This window comes from Flavobacterium sp. ov086 (assembly GCF_900187965.1).
GTDB lineage: Bacteria > Bacteroidota > Bacteroidia > Flavobacteriales > Flavobacteriaceae > Flavobacterium.
Map to the genome: position 1 here is coordinate 67,487 of NZ_FZNL01000006.1, position 25,540 is coordinate 93,026.

Annotated in this window: 14 protein-coding genes; all 14 read left to right on the forward strand. The window is 35.3% G+C overall.

Annotated features, from left to right (window positions below):
* The 14 genes from CHB81_RS08820 (at position 1) to CHB81_RS08885 (ending at position 25,401) form a co-directional block, all read left to right on the forward strand.
* Entirely contained in the window at positions 1 to 681 is a 681-nt protein-coding gene (locus tag CHB81_RS08820) for a bifunctional 4-hydroxy-2-oxoglutarate aldolase/2-dehydro-3-deoxy-phosphogluconate aldolase (RefSeq protein ID WP_089351531.1), read from the forward strand.
* Positions 682 to 788: 107 nt separating this feature from the next.
* On the forward strand, positions 789 to 1,601 hold the full coding sequence (locus tag CHB81_RS08825) for an SDR family oxidoreductase (protein WP_089351532.1): 813 nt from the start codon (positions 789 to 791) through the stop codon (positions 1,599 to 1,601).
* 375 nt (positions 1,602 to 1,976) lie between these two features.
* The gene (gene uxuA / locus CHB81_RS08830; RefSeq protein ID WP_089351533.1) at positions 1,977 to 3,161 is read left to right on the forward strand and encodes a mannonate dehydratase; all 1,185 of its coding nucleotides are present in this window, start codon (positions 1,977 to 1,979) and stop codon (positions 3,159 to 3,161) included.
* A gap of 144 nt (positions 3,162 to 3,305) precedes the next feature.
* Complete coding sequence (uxaC, locus tag CHB81_RS08835) at positions 3,306 to 4,718, forward strand: glucuronate isomerase (RefSeq protein ID WP_089351534.1); 1,413 nt, start codon at positions 3,306 to 3,308, stop codon at positions 4,716 to 4,718.
* A 208-nt stretch (positions 4,719 to 4,926) separates the two neighbouring features.
* On the forward strand, positions 4,927 to 6,300 hold the full coding sequence (locus CHB81_RS08840) for an MFS transporter (RefSeq protein ID WP_089351535.1): 1,374 nt from the start codon (positions 4,927 to 4,929) through the stop codon (positions 6,298 to 6,300).
* Positions 6,301 to 6,511: 211 nt separating this feature from the next.
* Positions 6,512 to 8,152: a DUF4955 domain-containing protein gene (locus CHB81_RS08845; RefSeq protein ID WP_089351536.1), complete on the forward strand. Its 1,641-nt coding sequence runs from the start codon at positions 6,512 to 6,514 to the stop codon at positions 8,150 to 8,152.
* Positions 8,153 to 8,420: 268 nt separating this feature from the next.
* A complete protein-coding gene (locus CHB81_RS08850) occupies positions 8,421 to 12,512 on the forward strand; it encodes a two-component regulator propeller domain-containing protein (protein WP_089351537.1) in 4,092 nt (1,363 codons plus the stop codon).
* Between the two features lie 214 nt (positions 12,513 to 12,726).
* A complete protein-coding gene (locus CHB81_RS08855; RefSeq protein ID WP_089351538.1) occupies positions 12,727 to 15,729 on the forward strand; it encodes a TonB-dependent receptor in 3,003 nt (1,000 codons plus the stop codon).
* Between the two features lie 100 nt (positions 15,730 to 15,829).
* Entirely contained in the window at positions 15,830 to 17,341 is a 1,512-nt protein-coding gene (locus CHB81_RS08860; protein WP_089351539.1) for a RagB/SusD family nutrient uptake outer membrane protein, read from the forward strand.
* A 170-nt stretch (positions 17,342 to 17,511) separates the two neighbouring features.
* Complete coding sequence (locus CHB81_RS08865; protein ID WP_089351540.1) at positions 17,512 to 18,696, forward strand: glycoside hydrolase family 88 protein; 1,185 nt, start codon at positions 17,512 to 17,514, stop codon at positions 18,694 to 18,696.
* Between the two features lie 120 nt (positions 18,697 to 18,816).
* Positions 18,817 to 21,234 carry a glycoside hydrolase family 2 TIM barrel-domain containing protein gene (locus CHB81_RS08870; protein ID WP_089351541.1) on the forward strand — a complete coding sequence of 806 codons (2,418 nt, stop codon included), beginning with the start codon at positions 18,817 to 18,819 and terminating at the stop codon, positions 21,232 to 21,234.
* Between the two features lie 149 nt (positions 21,235 to 21,383).
* Entirely contained in the window at positions 21,384 to 23,207 is a 1,824-nt protein-coding gene (locus CHB81_RS08875) for a glycoside hydrolase family 2 protein (protein WP_089351542.1), read from the forward strand.
* Between the two features lie 100 nt (positions 23,208 to 23,307).
* The gene (locus tag CHB81_RS08880) at positions 23,308 to 23,868 is read left to right on the forward strand and encodes a DUF2911 domain-containing protein (protein WP_089351543.1); all 561 of its coding nucleotides are present in this window, start codon (positions 23,308 to 23,310) and stop codon (positions 23,866 to 23,868) included.
* A 120-nt stretch (positions 23,869 to 23,988) separates the two neighbouring features.
* Complete coding sequence (locus CHB81_RS08885; protein ID WP_089351544.1) at positions 23,989 to 25,401, forward strand: serine hydrolase; 1,413 nt, start codon at positions 23,989 to 23,991, stop codon at positions 25,399 to 25,401.
* Positions 25,402 to 25,540: the final 139 nt, after the last annotated feature.

The window sequence follows — 25,540 nt, forward strand, 5'->3', positions numbered from 1 at the left end:
ATGAAAACAATTCAAAACACGATTGAAATTATTTCGGAACAAGGGATTTTGCCTTTGTATTTTAATACTGATGAAAATATTAGTATTGAAGTTTTACGCTCACTTTACAGAACTGGAATCAGAGCTGTAGAATACACCAACAGAGGTTCGCAAGCTTTGTCGAATTTTAAGAAAATGGTTGCTGTTAGAAATGCCGAAATGCCTGAAATGTTGTTGGGAATTGGCACCATAAAAAATTTGGATCAGGCAAAAGAATTTCAAGCCATTGGAGCTGACTTTTTTGTTAGTCCGGGTTTTGTTCCTGAGGTTTCAGATTTCTTAAAAAGTAAAGAAATATTATACTGCCCAGGTTGTATGACGCCAACAGAAATTATTGCTGCTGAAAATGCCGGAATAAAGTTGATTAAACTTTTTCCGGGAAATATACTAAGCCCTGAATTTTTGAGCAGCATAAAAGACATTTTTCCATCGCTTTATTTTATGACAACCGGCGGTGTCGAATCAAATTACACAAACATTAATAGTTGGTTTACTGCAGGAGCTTCGGCTGTTGGAATGGGAAGTCAGCTTATTAGTAAAAAACGCATGCAGGACGGAGATTTCACTCTGATTGAAAACGAAGTTAAAAAAGCGATTGAAATCGTTCAGATTATAAAAAACGAAAAGAAAGCTGTTGTATAGTTAAATCATAGAAACATAGTTTTTTTTGCGAATTGAAAAACTATGTTTCTACTTAAAAAAGAAAATCATTCCATAGAATCAAGTTGGAAAAAATCATAAAAATAAATATGGATTCAATACTTAATCTTAAAGGTAAAATTGCACTTATAACTGGCGGTGCCGGAGTATTGGGAAGTAATTTTGCAAATGTTTTGGCTAAACAAGGCGTTATCACAGGAATCGTTTCACAATCTATTGAAAAAGCCAATAAAACTGTAAAAGCAATTGAACAAAATGGCGGACAAGCTTTTGCGATTCAGGCGAATGTTTTAAACAAAGAAGAACTTGAAAAAGCCAAAGATTTGATCGTAGAAAAATATGGTCGTCTTGACATCTTAATCAATGCTGCGGGCGGAAATATGCCCGGTGCGACGATAAGTCCCGATCAGGCGATTTATGATATGCAAGTTGATGATTTGCAAAAAGTTGTCGATCTAAATATTATTGGTACAATGTTGCCGTCACAAGTATTCTCAGAACTTTTTGCCAAACAAAAACAAGGAATCATTATCAATATTTCATCGGCATCAGCACAAAGACCATTGACGAGAGTTGTGGGATATTCGGCTTCAAAAGCGGCTATTGATAATTTCACGCAATGGATGTCGGTTGAATTAGCTTCGAAATATGGTGAAGGAATCCGTGTGAATGCTATTTCTCCTGGCTTTTTTATAGGAGAACAAAACAAAGCTTTATTATTGACTCCGGATGGAAAATTAACGCCTCGAGGCGGAAAAATTATCGATCATACTCCAATGGGAAGATTTGGAAAACCGGAAGATATTGATGGTGCGCTTTTATTTTTATGCAGCGATATGTCAAAATTTGTAACGGGAACGATTATCAAAGTTGATGGAGGATTTTCGGCATCGAGTATTTAGAATCTGATTTCGACGTTTCCTGCAAGGTTTTGAAAACCTTGTAGGTATACAACAAGTTTGTCATACTAAGGCTTAATTTTTACCGCAAAGTGTACAAAGGTTTACGCAAAGTTCACGAAGCTTTGTCTTTATTCTCCTTGCTTTGAGATCGCTGAGGGATTGTGAAAAAACAAGAAAAAGTTCTTATGAAAACAGATGCCCTAGCCCCGATAGAAGTGGAAATCCTTTTGTGGCGGGGTTCGCCACAAAAGATTGAAACGATAGCGGGATTAGCTCCTAAATAAAAATTACTAAAAAATTCATACCTACAAGGTTTTGTCCCGAAGCTTCGGGATTGCAGAACAAAAAATAAAAACAAAAAAATAAGTCAAAAAAATGGAACAAACATTAAGATGGTTCGGCCCAAATGATCCTGTTTCTTTACAAGATATTTTACAAACGGGAGCTACCGGAATCGTAACCGCATTACATCATATTCCGAATGGAGAAGTTTGGAGTATTGACGAAATTATAAAACGAAAAGTTGAAATTGAGCATGAAAACGGAGATCCTAAAAAAGGTGCTTCGGGTCTAACATGGTCAGTTGTAGAGAGTATTCCAGTTCATGAAGACATTAAAAAACAAACGGGAAATTACCTTCAATACATTGAAAATTATAAAGAAAGTATTCGGAATCTTGCTTTGTGCGGAATCAAATGTGTTTGCTATAATTTCATGCCGGTTTTAGATTGGTCGAGAACTGATTTGGCTTATGAAGTTGCTGACGGATCAAAGGCTTTGCGTTTTGATATTAATGCTTTTGCGGCTTTTGAATTGTTTATTTTGAAAAGACCTAACGCCGAAAAAGAATATTCTACAACTCAGATTGAAAAGGCTACAAAATACTTTGAAGCGATGACTGAAGCTGATAAAATAAAATTACAGCAAAATATTCTTGCGGGACTTCCAGGAGCTGAAGAAGCGTATTCTGTAGAAGATTTTCTGGTGACTTTAAGCGGTTATAATCATATTGACAGAGCAACTTTGAAGAAGAATCTTTTCTTCTTTTTAAAGGAAATTATTCCAGTTGCAGAAAGCAAAGGGGTTTTGATGGCGATTCATCCTGACGATCCACCCTACCCGATTTTAGGTTTGCCAAGAGTCGTAAGTACGGAGGAAGATTTAGTCGAATTAATGGCTGCAGCCAATTCTAAATCGAACGGTTTCACGATGTGTACGGGTTCCTACGGTGTAAGAGCCGATAATGATTTACCGGGAATTGTGAGACGTCACGGCGATAAAATGAATTTTATTCACTTAAGAAGTACCGAAAGAGACGAGGAAGGCAGCTTTTTTGAAGCGAATCATCTTGAAGGCGATGTCGATATGTATGAAGTTGTAAAAGCGATTATTGAAGTCGAAAAGAGAAATAATAGTTCGTTGCCAATGCGTCCTGATCACGGTCACCAAATGCTGGATGATTTGAATAAAAAAACAAATCCTGGTTATTCTGCAATTGGGCGTTTGCGTGGTTTGGCAGAATTAAGAGGTCTTGAAATGGGAATTAAAAAAAGCTTATAAAAAATTATTATCTAGATATAAACACGAATTTACACTAATTAGTTTGTGAAATTAATTTCACAAACTACGCTAACCGTAAGAATTAGTGCAAATTCGTGAAATTCGTGTTCAAACATTTCTCCATAATGTCCAAAAAAATATTTTATGTCTGAAAAACAATTTATAACCGAGGATTTTTTGCTGTATAATAAAACGGCTGTTTCCTTGTATCATGATTTTGCAAAAGCACAACCAATCATAGATTACCATTGCCATTTGTCTCCAAAAGATATTGCCGAAGATCGTCAATTTGAAAATATTACTCAAATCTGGATTGAAGGTGATCATTATAAATGGAGAGCGATGCGTGCGAATGGTATTTCAGAAAAATATATTACGGGAGATGCCTCTGATTTTGAGAAGTTCGAAAAATGGGCTGAAACATTGCCACATACTTTACGAAATCCCTTGTATCACTGGTCGCATCTGGAATTGAAACGTTATTTTGGGATTGATTTATTATTGAATAAAGATACTGCTAAGGAAATTTATGACACTTGTAATGAATTGCTGAAGAAGCCTGAATTCAGTGTTAAAAACCTGCTTAAAAGAATGAATGTGAAAGTTGTAGGAACCACAGATGATCCTACAGATGATTTACAATTTCACCAAAAACTTCGTGACGATCAATTCGAAATTTCGGTTTTACCTTCTTTCAGACCTGATAAAGCAACTGAGATTGAGAAAGGGCAATTGTTTGTAAACTGGGTTCAAAAATTGGAATCTGCGGTTGGTTTTTCTATAAATGAATATGCAGATTTTATAAAAGCCATTGCTTTAAGACATGACTTTTTTCATGAAATGGGCTGCCGAATTTCTGATCATGGACATATTAAATTCTATGCTTCAAGTTATACGGAATCAGAAATTGAAACCATTTTTAAGAAGGGATTAAATGTTTCGGAATTGAGTACGATTGAGATTGAAAAGTTCAAATCGGCGGTATTATTTGAGATTGCTTTATTGAATCATAAAAGATCCTGGGCGCAACAATTTCACGTAGGTGCGATTAGAAATAACAATAGCAAAATGATGCAATTGCTTGGTCCTGATCAGGGATTTGATTCTATTGGAGATTTGAATATGGCTGATAATATGAGCGGTTTCTTTGATAAATTAAATTCTGCAAACGGTTTGGCAAAAACAATTGTCTATAATTTGAATCCGGGTGACAGTGAAGTTTTTGCTTCTATGGCGGCAAATTTTAATGATGATTTGATTCCGGGGAAAATGCAATATGGAGCTGCGTGGTGGTTTCTGGATCAAAAAGACGGAATGGAAAAGCAGTTAAATGTCTTATCGAATTTTGGTTTATTAAGCCGATTTGTAGGTATGGTAACAGATTCGAGAAGCTTTTTGTCTTTTCCGCGTCATGAATATTTCCGTCGTATTTTATGCAATATTTTAGGAAATGAAGTTGAAAACGGTCAGTTGCCAAATGATATAAATCTTATTGGTGAATTGGTAAAAAATATCTGCAGCAATAATGCTGAACGCTATTTTAATTTTTCAGAATAAAATATTTTTTCTCGCAGTCCCGATAGCTATCGGGAGCAGATTAAGCAGATTTTTTTTAAAATCTATTTACTCTTTTTATCTGTGGTTATTATAATTTATACGAATAAAAAATAAGATTCCAGTTTGAGGAAAAGAGTTTGAAAACAACTTTTTTATAACCACCCCAAACTTTTACAATTTAAAAACAAAATGCTCTTAACTAACTATCATGACTATCAAAACCGAACCTATCGGGAAGTACCGCTGGACCATCTGCGGGTTACTTTTCTTTGCCACTACAGTGAATTATCTGGACAGACAAGTACTGAGTTTACTGGCTCCCAGCCTATCCGAAGAATTTAACTGGACTAATACAGATTATGCCAATATAACAGCCGTTTTTCAGTTTGTTTATGCGCTTTCGATGTTATTTGCCGGAAGATTAATTGACAAATTAGGTACAAAATTAGGTTATATTTTGGCGATTTTCATCTGGTCAATTGGTGCGATAATGCATGCTTATGCAATCCCGATTGGTAGTACTTTCAACAACTTATTAGTTTGGGTTGGCATTGGAGCCGTTCCGGTTTCTATTGCGGGTTTCATGATTTCGAGAGCTTTTCTTGGTTTTGGAGAATCGGGGAACTTTCCTGCGGCAATCAAAGCTACTGCCGAATATTTTCCTAAAAAAGAGCGTTCTCTGGCAACCGGAATTTTTAATTCGGGTTCGAATGTTGGTGCGATCTTAGCGCCGTTAACTGTGCCTTGGATTGCGGTACATTGGGGCTGGCAAATGGCTTTTATTATCATTGGAGCCATTGGTTTTATCTGGATGTTTTTCTGGTACGTTATGTACGAAAAACCAAGAAATCAAAAGAGAATGTCTCAAGCTGAACGTGATTATATCAGCGAAGGTGACGCATTTCAAGAACCTTCTGAAGAAAATACTAAACCCGAAAAAATTTCCTGGATTAAGCTTTTAAGCTACAAACAAACCTGGGCTTTTGCGATTGGAAAATTTTTGACTGACGGAATTTGGTGGTTCTTTTTATTCTGGTTACCGAAATATCTGGAAGCGCAATTCGGGATGGAAAAAACCGAAATTACGATTCCGCTAGCCGTTTTATATAGTATGACAATGGTTGGTAGTATTTACGGCGGTTATTTCCCAATGTATTTTATCAACAAAGGACACAATCCTTATGAAGCCCGAATGAAAGCGATGCTTATTATTGCCATTTTTCCTTTGTTTGTGCTTCTTGCACAGCCTTTAGGTTACATAAGTTTCTGGATTCCGGTGCTTTTAATTGGTGTTGGAGCTTCGGCGCATCAGGCTTGGTCGGCTAATATTTTCACTACGGTTTCGGATATGTTTCCTAAAAAAGCAATTGGTTCTATTATAGGAATTGGCGGAATGGCGGGAGGACTTGGCGGTGTTTTGGTGTCTAAACTTGGCGGCGCTTTATTTGATTATTACGAAGGTTTAGGACATATTGAAACTGGTTATACCATCATGTTTGTGCTTTGTGCTTTAGCGTATTTATTGGCTTGGAGCATTATGAAAACATTGGTTCCAAAATATAAATTGATTACAGATTTGTAATTTATTTGCCCACGGATTTGGCGGATTAAACGGATTTACGCTGGTTTGTCATTGCGAGGAACGAAGCAATCTCACTAACAATAAGACGCAAAGTTTTGCCACTCCTGATAGCTATCGGGATAAAAGATAAAATGATTAAAAAAATCTGTGTCAATCCGTTTAATCCGCCAAATCCGCGGGCAATATCACTTTACTTAAATAAAGCAAAAATATGAAACGTCACGCCCTTTTTATCTGTTATAGTCTTTTCATTTCTATTAACGCAATTGGGCAGGAATTGCCTAAGATTCTGACGCAAAAACTTATGACTAATTATCTTCCGGATTTTAGTTATGCGGGATATCATTTCGGCGAAAGCCAACTTCCTGAAGCTAACGGAAAAATTATAAATGCGGTAGATTTTGGCGTAAAAGCGAATGATGTTTTAGATGATTCCAAAGCTTTATTAAAAGCTGTAAAAGCCGCAAATGCAGTTGAAGGAAATGTGATTTTGCAATTGCCAGCCGGAAAAATTATCCTGAGTGATATTGTCTATATCGAAAGAAGCAATTTTGTACTTCGTGGCACTGGCACTGGCGAAAACGGAACCGAAATCTATTTTCCAAGACCTATGATGTATCTCCAAAATCCGGAATCATTGGCGGAACTTCGAGAATATCTTACCACATTTGATAAAAGACAACGCGAGCCTGAAAATAATATTGACTTACCTTTCTCACAATATGCATGGTCGGGAGGATTTATCTGGACTCAGATTCCGGGTGAACGTGTAAAATCATATTTGGATAAATACGAACCTACGCCGAGCTTTTTGGCTAAAGTAAGTTCCGGAAATATGGGCGAAAACACTCTAACCGTTTCTGAAGTTAAAGGTTTAAAAGTTGGCGATATTGTAGAACTTCAATTGTTTAATAAAGACGGTGAAAACGGTGAAATTATCAAGGATCTATACAAAGGTGCAAATGTAAAGCCAGGATCTCATCATTGGAAATTTCCGAAACTTCCAATCGTAAGACAACAAGTTGAAATCACTAAAATTTCGGGTTCTAAAATAACAATCAAAACGCCTTTGACAATTGCCATAAAACCAAGTTATCAGGCACAATTGGTCGAATGGAAACATTTAAACGAAGTTGGAATTGAGCATATTCGTTTTACTTTTCCAGATATTCCAAGAGTCGCGCATCATGTTGAACCGGGAAATAATGCCATATTTTTAACCCGCGTTTTTAATAGTTGGGTAAAAGATGTAACGATTACCAATGCTGACAGCGGAATTTTATGCGAAGAAATTTCGAATGTTACGATTCAGGATATTGTGACTGATGGATCTCATATGGCGCATTATACAGTAACTTTGGGCGGAGTTCATAATGTCTTGGTTAAGAATTTGAAGATTTATAATAAGTCTGTTCATCCTTTAAGTTTCAACACTTTTGCTACTAAAAATGTCTATCAGAATTGTGAGATCTTTGCTGATCCGGTTTTGGATCAACATTCGGGGGCAAATCATCAAAATTTATTTGACAATATTACGGTACATTTAATGCCGGACATTAATAACAGTTACGCCTTATTTGGCGGTGGCGGTGCCGATTATTGGAAACCGTCTCACGGACCTTTCAGTACTTTTTGGAATCTGACTGTTCAGGTTACAAATCCTGAAAAAATTACAAAACCAGTTTTACTTTACGGAATGAAAGATGGACCTTTTGCCCGAATTGTTGGCGTGAATGGAAATGCTAAATTCGAAGTAAAATATGAACCTGACGCTTATATTGAGTTTCTAAATACATCAATGGATAAAGTTCCTTCGTTGTATGAATATCAATTAAAAAAGCGGTTGAAGTAAATGAAGAATGCCACGAAGACACAAAGGCACAAAGTTTTTTTTCAATTGCTTTGTGGCAAACAAAAATAATCACGCAAAGACGCAAAAGCGCAAAGTTTCTTAAGCTAAACATTTAAGTCCAGATTAAAAAGATTAAATACTATGTGTTAAATAGCCACGAATTCACGAATGATTGCGCGTAATGATTATAAAAAATTCGTGAATTCGTGGCGAAAAAAAACCTTTGAACCTTTGCAACTCTGAACCTTTGCACCTTAAAAAAAAAGCTATGAAATACAAAATAGCCTTTCTCGTAATCCTATTTATTTCGGGGAATATATTTTCTCAAAATAAATATCGTCTCAAAAACATCTCTACTACTGACGGGCTTTCGCAGAGTTCTGTTATTGCTATACATCAGGATGAATTTGGGCAAATGTGGTTTGGAACCCGCGACGGACTTAATAAATATGATGGAAGTAAATTCACCATTTATAGAAATGATGTTACGGATAAAACCTCGATCAGCAACAATGATATTTTATCGATTGAAGAAGATAATTCGGGTAAAATTTGGGTTGGAACTTACAACGGACTAAACTGTTATGATCCGGTTACGAATACTTTTAAGAGATATTTACATACCAAAACCAATCATACAATCAGCAATAACGCCGTTTGGTCGATCAGGAAAATCAACAACGAAATGTGGTTTGGTACTTCAAAAGGATTGACAATTTACAATAGAAATACAGGGAAATTTACCTCTGTTTTTCATTCTGATACTGATAATTCTAGTTTGGCGAGTAATAATATTACCAGTATTTTAAAAACCAAAAGCGGGAAAATTTGGGTTGGAACCACAAAAGGTTTATGTCTGGTAAAAAGCAGGAAATTCGGAAAACTTTCTTTTATAAATTATCGTTTAAACAATACGGATCTTCTTAATGTTCAATCTGTAAAAGAAGACAACGACGGCAATTTATGGGTTGGAACAAAAAACAAAGGACTTCTAAAATTTGATACTTCTGACAATAAATTCATCTCTTTTTTACCGGATGATAAATACAAAGAAATCAATACTGACATTCGTTCTCTCGCCTTTGATAACGAAGGTTCTTTATGGATTGGAGCTTATGACGGAATCTACATTTTAGGAAAAGATAAAAGCATTCAAAAAATAAATAACAGTACTAATAACAACGGAATCGATAAGGTAAAATCAGTATTTATTGATAAAAAAGGCTCGGTTTGGATTGGCTGTTATTATAAAGGTGTCAATATTTGGGATGTTTCCAATGTGAATTTTTCGAATTATAATCAGAATTCTAAAAAGATTCCGATGAGTTTTGATGTGGTTAGTTCGATTATTTCAGATAAAAATCAGAATATTTATTTTGGAACTGAAGGCGGAGGAATTACGATTTTTAATAAAAATACCGAAGCTGTAAGTTACATCAACAGCAAAACGTACCAAACCAATAAAAATGACATTAAATCAATGTGTCTTTCTGAGGATAATATTCTTTGGATTGGTACTTTCTCTAAAGGATTATCAGCTTATAATACAATTTCGAAAAGAATTGAAGACAATCGAATTGCACCGGAATTAAGTGATTTATTGAAAGAAAGCGGTGTTTATTCGCTTAAAACAGAAGGAAACGGAATTTTATGGATTGGAACTTTTGGCAAAGGTTTGATTCGGTATAATACGATTGCCAAGACTTTTCAGGTAATTGGGAATGATTCGGTTTCAGCCAATTTCCTGACGAATAATATTGTTCGAACGATTTTAGTTGACAACAATAAACTTTGGATTGGAACTCAAAACGGTCTGAATTGTATTTCGCTAAAGGATTTTCAGCAAAATAAATATGTCATAGAACATTACTTTTTTGATGCTTCAGCTTTGTCCGGCGACGATATTCTGACGTTGTTTAAGGACAGTCAAAATAAGGTTTGGGTGGGAACGAAAGCGAAAGGATTACATTATTTTGATGGAAAAAAATTCAACAAAATAAATCTTAAAGTTGGAAACACGATTATCACTTCGATTCATTCTATTCTTGAAGATGCCGAGAAAAATCTTTGGATTAGTACGAATCAGGGAATTATAAAATACAGTACGGCACTGAAAAAGCTAGTACTTTATGACCAAAAAGATGGGTTGGCAAGTAATGAATTTAATGATAATGCGGCTTTAAAATTAGATTCAAATAAGTTTTATTTCGGAAGTCCGTCCGGAGCAACTTATTTTGATGCCAAGAAAATCTCTTTGAATGATTATGCGCCTCAGGTTTTAATTACGAATTTGAAAATTAAAAACGAGACTATAAATCCAAATGGAAAAGATAAAATTCTGGAGAAAAGTATTGGTTATACCCGAAACATAACGTTGAATTACGACAAGGCAAATTTCTCGATTAGTTTTGCGATTCCAAACTACATTCGATCTAAAAACAATCAATACAGTTATCGTTTAATTGGGTTAGAAAATAACTGGACGATCACCAAAAACACCGAAGCCATATTTGCAATTCAAAATCCGGGAACGTATCGCTTTGAAGTTCGTGGTGCCAACAATGACGGCGTTTGGAATCATATTCCGACTACATTAACGGTTGTTGTAAAACCTGCTCCGTGGCGCAGTATTTGGGCGTTTTTATTCTACGGTCTTGTTATTGGTTTGGGATTATACGGTTTGATCTGGATTATGAAATCGAAAGCCAGACTGAAACAAAAACTGGAATTAGAATATCTGGAAACGAAACGTATCGAAGAAAACAATCGTGCAAAACTGGACTTTTTCACGAATATTTCGCATGAATTCAGAACGCCTTTAACTTTGATTTTAGGACCGTTACAACAGATTTTGGCCGATTATAACGGAACAAATGAAATGTACAAAAAGCTGTTGGTTATCGAAGGAAGTGCGAATCATCTTTTGAGTCTGATTAATCGTTTAATGGATTTTAGAAAACTCGAAAACGATCAGGTTACGCTGGAATCTGCTAACGGAAATATTGTAAAATTTACTAAGGAAATCTTTCTGTCTTTTATCGAATATGCCAAAGACGGCGGTTATACGTACACTTTTGAATCATCTGAAGAGGAAATTCTGGTGTATTTTGATCGTTATAAATTAGAGCGCGTTTTTTATAATTTGATTTCAAACGCTTTTAGATACACTCCAAAAGGCGGAAACATCAACATTAAAATCAATCACGATCATGAAAACCTTTTTATTGCGGTTGAAGATTCGGGAGTTGGAATTGCCGAAGAACATATTGATAAAATTTTTGATTTGTTTTTCGAAGTTCCGCTGCACAATAACGTTCAGAAGAATTATAATAAAGGAACTGGAATTGGACTTTCCATTGTTAAAAACATTGTAAAACTTCATAAAGGAAGTATTGATGTAATTAATAAAAAGCCCGAAGGTGTTGTTTTTAAAGTCACGCTTCCGTTGGGTCGCGAGCATCTTTTGGACAGTGAAATTATTGAGGATTTCAAAATTAGCGATGATATTGCACAATATACGGCGCAACTGGAAACGCAGAAAATCGCAATTCATGAAGACATTGACGATCTTGTTGTCAATGCCGAAAAACAAACAATTCTGATTGTTGAAGATCATAAGGTTCTGAGAACTTTCATGAAAAATTTACTCAAAAAAGATTATAATATTATTGAGGCTGATAACGGAAAAGTAGCGTTGGAAAAGGCTATGCAATTTGTTCCTAATTTAATTATCAGCGATGTTATTATGCCCGAAATGGTTGGGACTGAACTTTGTTCTAAGATAAAAGAGAATCTGAAAACGAGTCATATTCCGGTAATTTTATTGACTTCGAGATCATCATTAGTCTATAAATTTGAAGGTCTGGAAAGCGGTGCCGATGATTATATCAGTAAACCGTTTAATTTAATGGAATTTACACTTCGGGTTAAAAACCTGTTGAATTCTACGGAAAGACTCAAACTCAAATTTTCAAGTGAAGACAGTTTTATTCCTTCGGAAATTACGGTTTCTTCTCTGGACGAAGAATTATTGAAAAAAGCATTTAAGATTGTCGAAGATAATATCTCAAACGAGCTTTTTGATATTCCGTTTTTCTGTTCAGAATTGGGCGTTAGTCGAACGATGTTATTCTTAAAAATTAAAGCCTGGACGAATTATACGCCAAACGAATTTATTCATGAAATACGATTAAAACGTGCAGCTCAATTATTAGAACAAAATAAATTAAACGTCTCAGAAGTGAGTTATAAAGTTGGTTTTAACAATCCGAAATACTTTAGCAAATGTTTCCAAAAAAGATACGGAGAAACTCCGTCACAATTTGCTGACAAATTTTCGAAACCAATGTCGGTATTTTAAAAAAATCCACTGTTTTCAAGGCTTAAAAAAGGGTATCTGTATTTTTAGATACCCTTTTTTGTATTTCTATATCGTTTTCGAAATATACATTTGCCATATGAAATTCAAAAAAACAAAATTCATATTGCTGCAAATTTTGTTTGTGGCGCTAATAATAGGAATGAGTTTATTGCTTTTTTATTTTATCTAACATTAACCTTAAACCAAAAAATGAATGTTTACAAACCAAAAAATTAAGTCGCTTAAATGGTGCTTTCTGGTAGTTTTTTTACTGGGGAATATCATTGTAAATGCACAGGAAAGAAAAGTGACGGGAAAAGTTACTTCGAGCGAAGATTTACTCGGACTTCCTGGTGCGAATGTATATGTAAAGGGATCATCAGTTGGAGGAACTGCTGATATGGATGGGAATTACAGTGTTTTTGTTTCTGAAAAAAATGCTGTTTTAGTTTTTAACTTTATAGGATATCAAACTGTAGAAGTTCCGGTAGGCAATAAAACTGTCGTGAATGTAAGCTTAAAACCAGATACTAAAAATCTTGACGAAGTAATTGTTGTAGGTTACGGAACGCGTAAAAAGAGCGATATTACGGGATCTGTGTCGTCTGTAACGGCAAAAGAACTGACTGCTTATCCGTTATTAAATGCAGAACAAGCTTTGCAAGGTCGTGCAGCGGGGGTTTCCGTACAATCGAATAATGGTGGTGAACCGGGCGCTCCAGTAAAAATCAGGGTTCGTGGCGGAACGTCGATCAATGCGAGTGGTGATGCACTTATTGTTGTTGACGGATTTGCGGGTGTTTCTATGCCAGCACCTCAGGATATTGCTTCTATCGAGGTTCTTAAAGATGCATCAGCAACGGCTATTTATGGATCTCGAGGTTCAAACGGGGTTATTATGGTTACGACTAAAAAAGGAAAACCAGGAAAACCGGTGATCGAATTCAGTAACTCAACTTCGGTACAATCTGTAAATAATAAATTGGATTTATTAACCGGTGATCAGTTTGTGGCGTATAGAAAAAGTTTCACAACGCATACTCCGGGCGGACAAAACACAGATTGGCAGGATGTAATTTATCGTGAAGGAATGGTTTCGAATACTTCGCTTTCGTTTTCTGGAGGATCTGAGAATGTAAGGTATTATGTTTCCGGAAACTACTTTAACCAAAACGGGGTTGTGATTAATTCGGGAATTGATAAATACACGATTGTAAGTAATCTTGAAGCTGATTTGTCTGACCGATTTAAAGTTGGTCTGAATTTATTTCAAAGCAAACAAAACAAAGACGGAATCATTAGCCAAACGGGCGCTGGAGGAACTGGTGCTGCGGGTGTAATTGCTGCTGCTTACAGATTTATGCCAGATAAAGGAATTTATAACGAAGACGGATCTTACACAACAACGGCGCCAATTGGGGACGATATTGATAATCCTTATGCTACTGCAATGGAAAATATTCTGGAAACGGTTTCTATCGTAAACAGATCAAATTTCTTTGCTCAATATAAAATTACTAAGGATTTAGATTTTAAAACTACTTTAGGTTTAACCGATAATAACTCTCAAACAGGTCGATATATTCCATCAACTTTGATTGCAGGAAAAAATATTAAAGGTGAAGCTTCTGTGAACAATACTAGATTTTCTTCTTTCTTAACGGAAAATTATCTGACGTATAAAAAAGAAATTATTGCAAAAGGAATCCTGACGGTTCTTGGAGGTTATTCGTATCAAAAGAATAAAAACGAAAGTTCGTATGCTGCTTCAAGAGGATTCTTGACGAATACAAATTCATACCACAATCTTGGTGCAGGAACTGTATTTTTAAAACCGGATTCTAACTTATCTGAAACAGAATTAATCTCGGCTTTTGGAAGGCTAAATTTTGATTACGACGATAAATATTTATTTACGTTTACAGCGCGTCGTGATGGTTCTTCAAGCTTTAGTGAAAACTATAAATACGGAACTTTCCCTTCTGGAGCTGTGGGTTGGAATATTGGTAAAGAAAACTTCTTAAAAGAGAACAAAACAATTTCGAATCTAAAATTGAGAGCAAGTTATGGTGCAACCGGAAATCCATCGATTGGCGCCTACTCTACGCTGTCAAGATTCTCTGAAATTTATGATGTAAGTGGTGACGTGATTGTAAATGCGGTTCAGCTGACTTCGTTGAATAACCCAAATTTAAAATGGGAAACCTCTTATCAGCAAGATTATGGTATTGACTTAGGTTTGTTTGATAACAGAGTGAGTCTTACGGCAGATTATTATAAAACAATTACTAAAGATTTGTTGTTTAACAGACCTTTACCGGGAGTTTCAGGAATTGCTTCTCAGCTTCAGAACGTTGGAGAATTGGAGAATAAAGGTTGGGAATTGGGAATTAATTCTAAAAACTTTATTGGCGCTGATTTCACTTGGTCAACAAGTTTCAATATCTCTTCAAACAAAAACAAAGTATTAAAATTAGCTGATAATAAAGATCTTTTGATCAACTCAACGCCTGGACATTTTCTTGCTACAGATTCTCAAATTTTGAGAGTTGGTCAGCCGGTTGGTTCTTTCTTTGGGTTTATTTATGATGGCGTAATTCAACAAGGCGAAACGGTTCTTCCGGGTAACTTTGAAACGGCTGCGGGTGGAGAAAAATTCAGAGATGTAAACGGTGACGGAAAATTAGATTCTAATGATAAAACGATTATCGGAAATCCAAATCCTGATTTCATCTTTGGTTTGAACAATGATTTCACCTATAAAAATCTTGACTTGAATATCTTCTTTCAAGGTTCTGAAGGAAACCAAATCCTGAATTATACTTTAATGGAATTGGCATCAGGAAACAACAATGCAACGACTGAAGTTTTGGATGCCTGGACACCAACTCATACAGATACAAATGTTCCTGCAAATGCTGCAAGAACCAAAAGGGTTACGTCAAGATTTGTGTATGACGGAAGTTACATTCGTTTGAAAAACGTTTCGATAGGATATAGTTTAGATGAAAAAGTGGTTTCGAAAATTGGATTAAGCAAAGTTCGTTTTTACATCAGTGCACAAAATCTTTGGACAATTACTGATTATCCGGGTTCTGATCCTGAAGGAAATTACCTGAATGATACCAATGCGAGAAGTAACACCAACTTAGGTTTAGAGTACGGAAGTTACCCTAATGTGAGAACTTTTACTTTCGGATTTAATTTAAAATTTTAGTCTAAAAAATAACATCATGAAATTGCCATGATTCAAAATCAAAAAATAGAATAAAGAATGGCGATTCCATGTTCCATTAAAAATTAAATATTAACTACACATGAAAAAATATATAGCTTTTCTTTTCTTGGGAATATTCGCTTTTGGCTGTTCTGATCTTGAAGAACATCCGGTTGGAATTATTCGTCCTGACAACTTTTTTAACAATACAGATGACTTACAAGCCGCTGTAAACGGGGCTTTTGCCAACATTGCCCATAATAATTACTGGGGACGTGAATTTACAATTGCCTTGATGCTTCGTGACGACATGGCGGATATAGGCGACAGAACCACTCAGGCTGCGCGTATCGACGTTAATGATATGAATATGAATGATACTAACGGTCTTGTTGCAAACTTCTGGCCACAATCGTACATCATTATTACGGCTGCAAATCAGGCAATCGAAGGTGCCAAAAAAACGCCCGGAGATCCTGCAAAAGTAAATGCAATTGTAGCGCAGGCTTACTTTGCAAGAGCTTTTACGTATTATCACTTGGTTAGAATTTTTGGAGATATTCCGTACGTTGATTTTGTTGTGAATGATGTTGCTCAGGTAAACTCTCTAAAAAGAACTAAAGAAGCGGATGTTTATCTTAAAATCATCGCCGATTTAGAATTTGCAAAAAAATACCTTGACGATAAACCAAAAGTAAAAGCGGTTCCGGGAAAAGGTACTGCCGCAGGTTATTTGGCTTCTGTTTATTTGACTTTAAAAAATTACCAAAAAGCTTATGATGAAGCGAAATATGTAATTACGAATGAAGCAAAATTTGGTTTAGGATTAGATGCAGATTTTCAGGATTTATTTAATGCTACAAAAGCAGCCTCATTAAAAGAACCTTTGTTTACAATTGATTTTAATAACTTAGTGTCAGGAAATTACGGTCAGGATTATACCGCATTTTTTACGGGTTCGCTTAAAGACGAAAGTTACAGTTACGGACAAGGATTTTCGGTAGCTGTTCCTTCTTTAAAAGTATTTAATACTTGGGATCAAAGAGATTACAGACGCGCCGTGAGTTTTGATACGATTATTAGAAAAAAAGTAGGTGGCGAATTGAAAATTTTCCCTTCAAGTGATAACGAAAAGGCCCCACGTCCGCATATTGCAAAGTATTACCGTTTTCCGGGAAAAGCTGGTGCAAACGGAAGAACTTCCCAACACAATTATATCACAATGCGTTTTGCCGAAGTATTGTTGACTGCTGCAGAAGCTTTGAACGAAATCACTCCGGGATCTACTGAAGCTGATGGTTATGTAAACCGAGTGCGCGCAAGAGCAAGAAATAAAGCCGGAAAAATAGTTTCGTTTCCTGCAAATGTAACGCCGGGATTGTCACAAGCTGATTTTAGAAAAATGGTTATTGACGAAAGAAGGTTAGAATTTGCTTTTGAATATATCAGATGGTATGACATCAAAAGGTTGCAAAACGGACCTGAGGTTTTTGGTCCAAGCGGTTTAGAACCACACGCGAATTTTAATCCAAACAAAGATTATTTATTCCCATTGCCGGGAACTGAATTGGCGATCAATCCTAATCTGGCTCCAAACAATCCTGGTTATTAATTTAACTCAAATATTATTATTGAACGCAGATGAAACGGATTCGCTATCGCGAAGACACAGAAAAAAAATAGCTTAAAAAAAATCTGCGAAAATCAGCGTTTTCGCGATAGCGAATCTGTCCAATCCGCGTCTAAAATTTAGTCTAGAACTAAAAAAAATAATTAGTAAGTATGAATAAAGTTAGTTTCATTTCTTTAATTCTTGGGTTTGCACTGCTGGCGACAGCGTGCAAATCCGGAATTAATGCTACAACAAAAAATGCTTCTTCGACGGCAGAACAACTTCTGGAAACCAGATACAAAATGTTACTGGATTATCCCGTTGATTCTATGTCAATGCCAAGAAGTATGACGATTAAAAGTAATTTGATTAAAAAAGTTCCTTCGAGAGACTGGACAAGCGGATTTTTTGCCGGAAACTTATGGCAATTGTACCGACTTACGGGCGATAAAAAATATAAAGAACAAGCTGAAAAATGGACTCCATTTAGCAAAAAAGAAAGTGTAAATAGTAATTCGCATGACGTTGGTTTCAAAGTGTTTTGCAGTTTTGGCGAAGCGCTGAAAGTGGAAAACAAGCAAGAATACAAAGACGTTATCATCAAAGGTGCCGAAACATTATGTACACGATTTAATGCAAAAATAGGTTCTATTAGATCTTGGGATTTTAATAAGGAGATTTGGGATTTCCCCGTTATCATCGACAATATGATGAATCTTGAATTGCTGTTTGAAGCTTCAAAATTATCAGGAAACCCAAAATATCATGATATTGCTGTAAAACACGCCAATACTACGCTGAAAAACCAATTTAGAGAAGACAATAGCTGTTATCACGTGATTGATTATGACCCAAATACCGGAGCAGTAAGAAAGAAAACTACACTTCAGGGTTATAATGATGTTTCGGTTTGGGCACGCGGACAAGGCTGGGCGGTTTATGGATTTACAATGTCGTATCGATATACTAAAGATCCAGCCTATTTAAAACAAGCCGAAGCAACGGCGCAATTTTTCATGAACAATAAAAACTTACCGGAAGATGGGATTCCGTATTGGGATTTTAAAGATCCTGGTATTCCAAATTCACCGCGTGATGCATCTGCTGCGGCTGTTATGGCGTCGGGTTTATATGAACTTTACAGCTATACAAAAAACAAAAGTTATTTGGCTTTCGCCGATAAAATAATCACTTCCTTAAGTTCTGATAAATATGTTTTGAGTGTAGATATAAAAGCGCCTTTTATCCTGGATCACAGCACCGGAAACTGGCCAAAACACGACGAAATTGATGAACCTATTATCTATGCCGATTATTATTTTCTGGAAGCGATTTTAAGAAAAAGCAAATATTAAGGTACAGAGGTGCAGAAGTACAAAGCGACAAAGGTTTTCAGCCTCTAAGTCTTTGTTCCTTTGAACCTTTGAGCCTTTGAGCCTTTGTTACTCTAAGCCTTTGCACCTAAAAAAAAAGCAATGAAAAAACTACCGTACCACTACAATACATTTTATACTTTTGCGCTTTTGTTTTTTTTTCAGATTTGTCTGAGCAGTATTTTTGCTCAGACAAAAATGAATATCAATAACAATTGGCTTTATTTAGAAAACCATACTTCAAGTCTTACCGAAGCACAAAAAGCGACAAACTGGACTTCCTTAAATTTACCGCACACCTGGAATGCCGAAGATGCAACAGATTTGAATCCGGGTTACCGACGTGATGCAAGCTGGTATCAAAAGAAATTAAATATTCCGCAAATCGATAAAAACCAACGTTATTCTTTATATTTTGAAGGATCGAATGTTACTACAAAAGTCTATGTAAACGGCAAGGAAGCCGGCGGACATATTGGTGGTTATATTGGTTTTACAATCGATATTACAAAATTTATAAACGAGGGAAACAATGATATTTTTGTTCGTGTAGACAATAGTTATGATATTGAAATTATCCCGTCTCAAAAGAGTGATTTTTTTATTTATGGCGGAATCACGAGAGATGTCTGGCTAATATCTCAATATAAAAACCACATTGATAATCTAAAAATTACAACGCCTCAGGTTTCTGCAAAAAGTGCTTCTGTAAACATTTTGGCTTCTATTGTGAATCCTGAAAATGCCAAAAACTTATCGTTAACTGTAATTCTTAAAAATCCAAAAGGGAAAAAAGTAGCTAGTAAAACGGTTTCTGTTTTGGATAAAACTTCCACTATTAAATTTGAAAGTATCAAAAATCCAGAGCTTTGGGATACGGAGAAACCTAATCTGTATTTAGTTACTGCTTTTTTATCGGAGAAAAATCAAATTAAAGATACTGTTGCTGAAAAAATAGGTTTTAGATGGTTTGAATTTAAAGATCACGGACCATTTTTTCTAAACGGAAAAAGATTGCTGATTCGTGGTACACATCGTCATGAAGAACAAGCGGGAGTTGGCGCCGCAATGAGCAACGCACAACATCGTGCCGATATGGAATCTATTAAAAGTATGGGAGCAAATTTTGTTCGTTTGGCGCATTATCCGCAAGATCCTGAAATTTATAAAGCTTGTGATGAACTGGGTCTTTTGGTTTGGGATGAATTGCCTTGGTGCCGAGGCGGAATTGGTGATGAACTTTGGCAAACAAATACTAAAAATATGCTTGCCGAAATCATCAATCAGAACTACAATCATCCAAGTATTATTATCTGGTCTTTAGGAAACGAAATGAACTGGCTTCCTGATTTTCCTGATGGCGATAATACCGAAAAGACAAATGTATTTTTGACGGAACTAAACGACATCGCACACAAAATGGATCCAAGCCGAAAAACGGCAATCAGAAAATATTATGAAGGTTCGCAAATTGTCGATGTCTTCTCCCCTTCTATTTGGTCTGGTTGGTATTCCGGAAGTTATAAAAGCTACCAAAAAGCAATTGACGTTTATAAAAAGGAATACAAACATTTTATTCACGCCGAATATGGCGGTGACAGTCACGTTGGGCGTCACAGTGAGAACCCGATTACGGGAGAAAATATCATAAAAGCTGAAGGTTGGGAAGAAGCAATTGTACAAACCAAAGTGGCAAATATTGCACAAATTGGCGATTGGAGCGAAAACTACATCGTTGATTTATTCGATTGGCATTTGCATATATCCGAGAACGATCCGATGTTTGTGGGTAACATTCAGTGGGCGTTTAAGGATTTTGCAACGCCATTGCGCCCCGAAGATGCTATTCCGTATATGAATCAAAAAGGGCTTGTAGACCGAAACGGAAATCCGAAAGATGCTTATTATGTTTTTAAAAGTTATTGGAGTAAAACCCCTTTTACTTACATCGAATCGCATACCTGGACGGAGCGTCAGGGACCTGAAAATACACCAAGAACTTTGAGCGTTTTCAGTAATTGTGAGAAGGTTACGTTATATCATCAAGGAAAATCTCTTGGAGAAAAGCAAAGAAATCTTTCTCTATATCCTGCAAATGGTTTAACTTGGGACGTGAATTTTTTAAAGGGCGAAAACATACTTATTGCCATTGGTGAGACTAAAGATGGTAAAAAAGTTTCGGATACTTTAAAGGTAAATTACCGCTTTAAGAAAAATGATACGGCGACTTCTTTACAATTATCATTCGAAAAATTAAAAAATGGTAATTATCTGGTTACAGCAATTGCAATTGATAATGGTAATTTACGTTGTCTGGATTATGAAGAAAGTGTTTATTTTCAATGTTTGAAAGGCGGAAAAACCATGAAAAATCAAGGAACTCCAACAGGAAGTGAATCGATTAAAATGGCAAACGGAAAGGCTTCAATTGAAGTTGTTCCTGATGGATCGGGAATACCGATTGAAATGACGGCTTTGAATCAGAGTTTTAAAGGAGAATATTTGAAGATTACACCGTAGATTTAACTATAAAATTTAACCGCAAAGAGCGCAAGGTGAAAACGCAAAGTTCGCAAAGCTATATTTAAACTTTGCGAACTTTGCGTAAAATCTTCGCGGACTTTGCGGTTAAAAACATCCCCTAATTTATAATAAAAACAATTTTACTAATGAAAAAACTAATAACCACTTTATTTCTAACCTTTTCCATTTTCGCGCAAGCGCAAAATCAAAGTCTAATCTCTAATGTTCCCAATAGAAACACAACTTCTTTAAACGGCGTTTGGAATTATATTGTCGATCCTTACGAAACTGGTTTTTACAGCTTTCATCACGATCAATACGACAAACAGGCAAAACCATCTAATGCGGCTTATTTCAATAATTATCATGCGGTAAACAAACAGGAATTGGTGGAATATGATTTTGATAAATCTCCAAAAATAAATATTCCGGGCGATTGGACTTCACAGGTTCCGGAGCTTAAATATTACGAAGGGAATGTTTGGTTCAAGAAATCTTTTGATTATGATTTGAAAGCCAAAAAACGTCTTTTTGTTTATTTGGGTGCGATCAATTATAAAGCTGATGTTTATTTGAACGGAAAAAAACTAGGAACTCATGAAGGTGGTTTTACGCCTTTTAATTATGAAGTTACTTCGATTGTAAAACCAAAGGACAATTATTTGGTTATTAAAGTGGATAACACAAGACATAAAGAAGATGTTCCGACTATTAACACGGATTGGTGGAATTATGGTGGAATCACGCGCGATGTGACTTTAATTGAAGAGAATGATTCTTTTGTTGAAGATTACAATATTCAGCTTAAAAAAGGTAACAAAGAATTGATTTCGGGTTTTGTTAAAATCAGTAATTCTAATCCAGCACTGAATGCCGTAACAATTTCTATTCCGGAACTGAAAATTAATTATAAAGGAAAAGTTGGTGCTGACGGAATTGTAAACTTTGAAATTCCAGCAAAAAAAATCTCGTATTGGTCTCCTGAAAATCCAAAATTGTATGAGGTAACTATTGACTACAACGGGGAAAAACTGAAAGATAATATTGGCTTCAGAACAATTGAAACACAGGAAGACAAAATTTTATTAAACGGAAAACAAATCTTCTTACGCGGAATTTCGATTCACGAAGAAAACGCAAAAGGCGGACGTGCAAATTCTCAAGAAGATGCTTTACGATTATTAAACTGGGCAAAAGAATTGGGTTGCAATTATGTTCGTCTCGCACATTATCCACATAATGAAAATATTATCAGAGAGGCTGATAAAATGGGTTTAATGGTTTGGGAAGAAATTCCGGTGTATTGGACTGTTGAATTTACAAGAGAAGCTACGTACAAAAATGCCGAAGATCAATTGACAGCAGCGGTTACAAGAGATAAAAACAGGGCTTGTATTATTATCTGGTCGATGGCAAATGAAACTCCAATATCTGACGCCAGAAATGCTTTTATTAAAAAGTTAGTTGATCACACCAAATCTCTGGACAATACAAGATTAATCAGCGCGGCTTTATTGACGCAAAGTGATAGCGCAGGATTTGGAACAATCAACGATGCAATTGGTGATTATCTGGATATTATTGCTTTCAATCAATATCTAGGTTGGTATGGCGGAAATCTGGAAGATGCTGAAAAAATCTTCTGGAAAACAAAATACAACAAACCGGTTATTGTTTCTGAATTTGGCGGAGATGCAAAAGCAGGTTTACATGGAGAAAAAAACGAGCGTTGGACAGAGGAATTTCAGGAATACTTATACATTCAAAATTTAAAAATGATCGAAAAGATACCTCATCTTAGTGGTACAAGCCCTTGGATTCTGGTAGATTTTAGATCTCCAAGAAGGCTTTTACCGGGAATTCAGGATGAATATAACCGAAAAGGTTTGATCTCTAATGACGGTCAAAAAAAGAAAGCTTTTTATATTATGCAGAATTGGTACGACAAAAAGAAAAAAGAGCAAAACTAATGACCATTATCAATTCATTAACAAAAAACAGGTTATAACTTATATGATTTTTCTTCATTATTAACTTACTTTGTGTAAACTATTAAAAATCTTTACTATTATGAAAAATTTCAATTTACTGGTAATTATCTTATTGACTACTTTTTCGGTTAATGCACAAGAGGTAAAATTTGCTCCTTTGGATGCAAGTCCGATTGACATTTCTTATTTCCCAAATAAAGCTGTAAAATTCAAAAAAACAGATAATCCTTCTCCAGTTATCAAGGTAATTTATTCAAGACCTTCGGTTAAAGGACGTACTATTTTTGGAGATTTAATTAAGTTTGGAGAAGTTTGGCGCGTTGGTGCAAACGAAAATACAGAAATCAAATTCTACAAAGCCGTTACAATTGGAGGAACAAATATTCCTGCTGGTTCTTATAGCTTATTTGCTATTCCTGAAAAAGACAAATGGACTATTATTATCAATAAAGAAATTGATTTATGGGGCGCATATGCGTATGACGAAAGCAAAAATATTGCTAAAGTAAGTGTTCCGGTTAAGTCAGTTTCAACTGTAATTGAGGCTTTATCAATTGCTTTTACAACTGAAGGTTCTGTTGCAAATCTTGTGATAGGCTGGGATAAAACAACGGTTGACGTTCCAATTACGATAAAATAATTACTGCAATTAATTCCATATATAAAGAGACACTAATTTTTTAATTAAGTGTCTCTTTTTTTTATATCTTTTCTGTGGTCAATTATTTCATAACCAGTAACTAACCTAAAAACCAAAAGAATGAAAAAAACCAATTTACTTCTACTGTTTTTATTGATTATTTATTCCGGATACTCACAAGAAAAATATAAAATTACCTATGACCAGTTAAAAGAGTACGAAGGTATTTATGAATATCAAAATAAAACGACTTTACAAATTGCCGCTTCTCCAAAAGACACGATTTTGTATGCGATTATCAACGAAAGTAAATATGCGCTAAAACCTTCAGAAAAAGATGTTTTTCTAAATATGTCTAAAGAGAAAGTGACCTTTTTAAGAGATCCCGCTTCTGTTATAAATGGCTACTCTTCTGAAGAAAAAACGTATAAGGTAATCAGCAAAAAAGTCGTTTTCCCGAAAGAAATGTGGTATCCCAGATTAAATGCTTCAAAGGATTATAAGTATGTTTATCAACAGCCTAAAAAAGATTTGGATGGTTTAGTAACTGGTCCTCTTGATAATACTGGTTTGGATAAAACATTATTGAACGAAATGATGCAGAAAATTGTTGACGGTACTTATCAAAATGTTCACAGTGTTTTGATTATTAAAGACGGGAAATTAGTTTTTGAAGAATATTTCTATGACAATAACAAAGCTAAATTACACGAGCTTCGTTCGGCTACAAAAAGTTTTGTTTCGGCATTGACCGGAATTGCAATTGATAAAGGATTTATTAAAGATAAAAGCGAAACGGTTCTCTCCTATTTTTCGGATTATACTTTTAAAAATCTTACGGATGACAAAAAGCAGATTACAATCGAGAATCTTCTAACAAATCAAAGTGGTCTTGATTGCGATGTAAGCAACCCAAAATCGGAAGGGAACGAAACTATCATGAATTATTCTGATGACTGGATTCAGTATACATTGGATTTGCCAATGGTGGATGTTCCGGGTGGAAAAGGAATGTATTGCTCCGGAAATCCTATTACAATGGGGAAAATTATCGAAAGAGCTACAAAAATGCCTTTACCTGAATTTGCAAAACAGACTCTTTTTAAAGATCTTGGAATTAAGAATTTTAAATGGAATTTTAAACCGGATGCATCAAGTGCCGAAACCTTTTGTCAGGTTTATCTAAGTTCTCGTGATATGGCAAAATTTGGTTTGCTTTATCTTAATAAAGGTTTATGGAATGGCAAACAAGTAGTTTCTAAAGATTGGGTAGAACAATCGCTAACCAAACACTCTGTTGTTCAGGGCGTAAATTATGGTTATTTGTGGTGGATTAAATACCTAAATGTTGATGGCGTTAAATACAACGGAAAAGCCGCACAAGGAAATGGCGGACAAAAAATCTACATCTGGGAAGACCAAAATATGATCACAGTCATTACAGGCGGAAACTATAATTCACAATCACCAAGTGACGAATTGATTCAGAAATATATTTTGCCTTCGTTTAATGCAAAAAAAGGAGTTAATTAGATAATGTGGCAATTAGAAAATTAGATAATGCATAAATATCTTAATTTTAATGTCTAATAAAAATTTTAAATTCCCATCATAAAAAAAGGCTTTCAATATTTTTGAAAGCCTTTCTCAATTTTAAAATTATCTAATTTTC

What these genes read in the sequence shown, in the direction of transcription:
- CHB81_RS08850 (WP_089351537.1), top strand. Translation starts at nt 8,421, where the DNA reads ATGAAATACAAAATAGCCTTTCTCGTAATCCTATTTATTTCGGGGAAT.
- CHB81_RS08875 (WP_089351542.1), top strand. Translation starts at nt 21,384, where the DNA reads ATGAAAAAACTAATAACCACTTTATTTCTAACCTTTTCCATTTTCGCG.
- CHB81_RS08885 (WP_089351544.1), top strand. Translation starts at nt 23,989, where the DNA reads ATGAAAAAAACCAATTTACTTCTACTGTTTTTATTGATTATTTATTCC.
- uxaC (WP_089351534.1), top strand. Translation starts at nt 3,306, where the DNA reads ATGTCTGAAAAACAATTTATAACCGAGGATTTTTTGCTGTATAATAAA.
- CHB81_RS08820 (WP_089351531.1), top strand. Translation starts at nt 1, where the DNA reads ATGAAAACAATTCAAAACACGATTGAAATTATTTCGGAACAAGGGATT.
- uxuA (WP_089351533.1), top strand. Translation starts at nt 1,977, where the DNA reads ATGGAACAAACATTAAGATGGTTCGGCCCAAATGATCCTGTTTCTTTA.
- CHB81_RS08870 (WP_089351541.1), top strand. Translation starts at nt 18,817, where the DNA reads ATGAAAAAACTACCGTACCACTACAATACATTTTATACTTTTGCGCTT.
- CHB81_RS08825 (WP_089351532.1), top strand. Translation starts at nt 789, where the DNA reads ATGGATTCAATACTTAATCTTAAAGGTAAAATTGCACTTATAACTGGC.
- CHB81_RS08860 (WP_089351539.1), top strand. Translation starts at nt 15,830, where the DNA reads ATGAAAAAATATATAGCTTTTCTTTTCTTGGGAATATTCGCTTTTGGC.
- CHB81_RS08855 (WP_089351538.1), top strand. Translation starts at nt 12,727, where the DNA reads ATGTTTACAAACCAAAAAATTAAGTCGCTTAAATGGTGCTTTCTGGTA.
- CHB81_RS08840 (WP_089351535.1), top strand. Translation starts at nt 4,927, where the DNA reads ATGACTATCAAAACCGAACCTATCGGGAAGTACCGCTGGACCATCTGC.
- CHB81_RS08880 (WP_089351543.1), top strand. Translation starts at nt 23,308, where the DNA reads ATGAAAAATTTCAATTTACTGGTAATTATCTTATTGACTACTTTTTCG.
- CHB81_RS08845 (WP_089351536.1), top strand. Translation starts at nt 6,512, where the DNA reads ATGAAACGTCACGCCCTTTTTATCTGTTATAGTCTTTTCATTTCTATT.
- CHB81_RS08865 (WP_089351540.1), top strand. Translation starts at nt 17,512, where the DNA reads ATGAATAAAGTTAGTTTCATTTCTTTAATTCTTGGGTTTGCACTGCTG.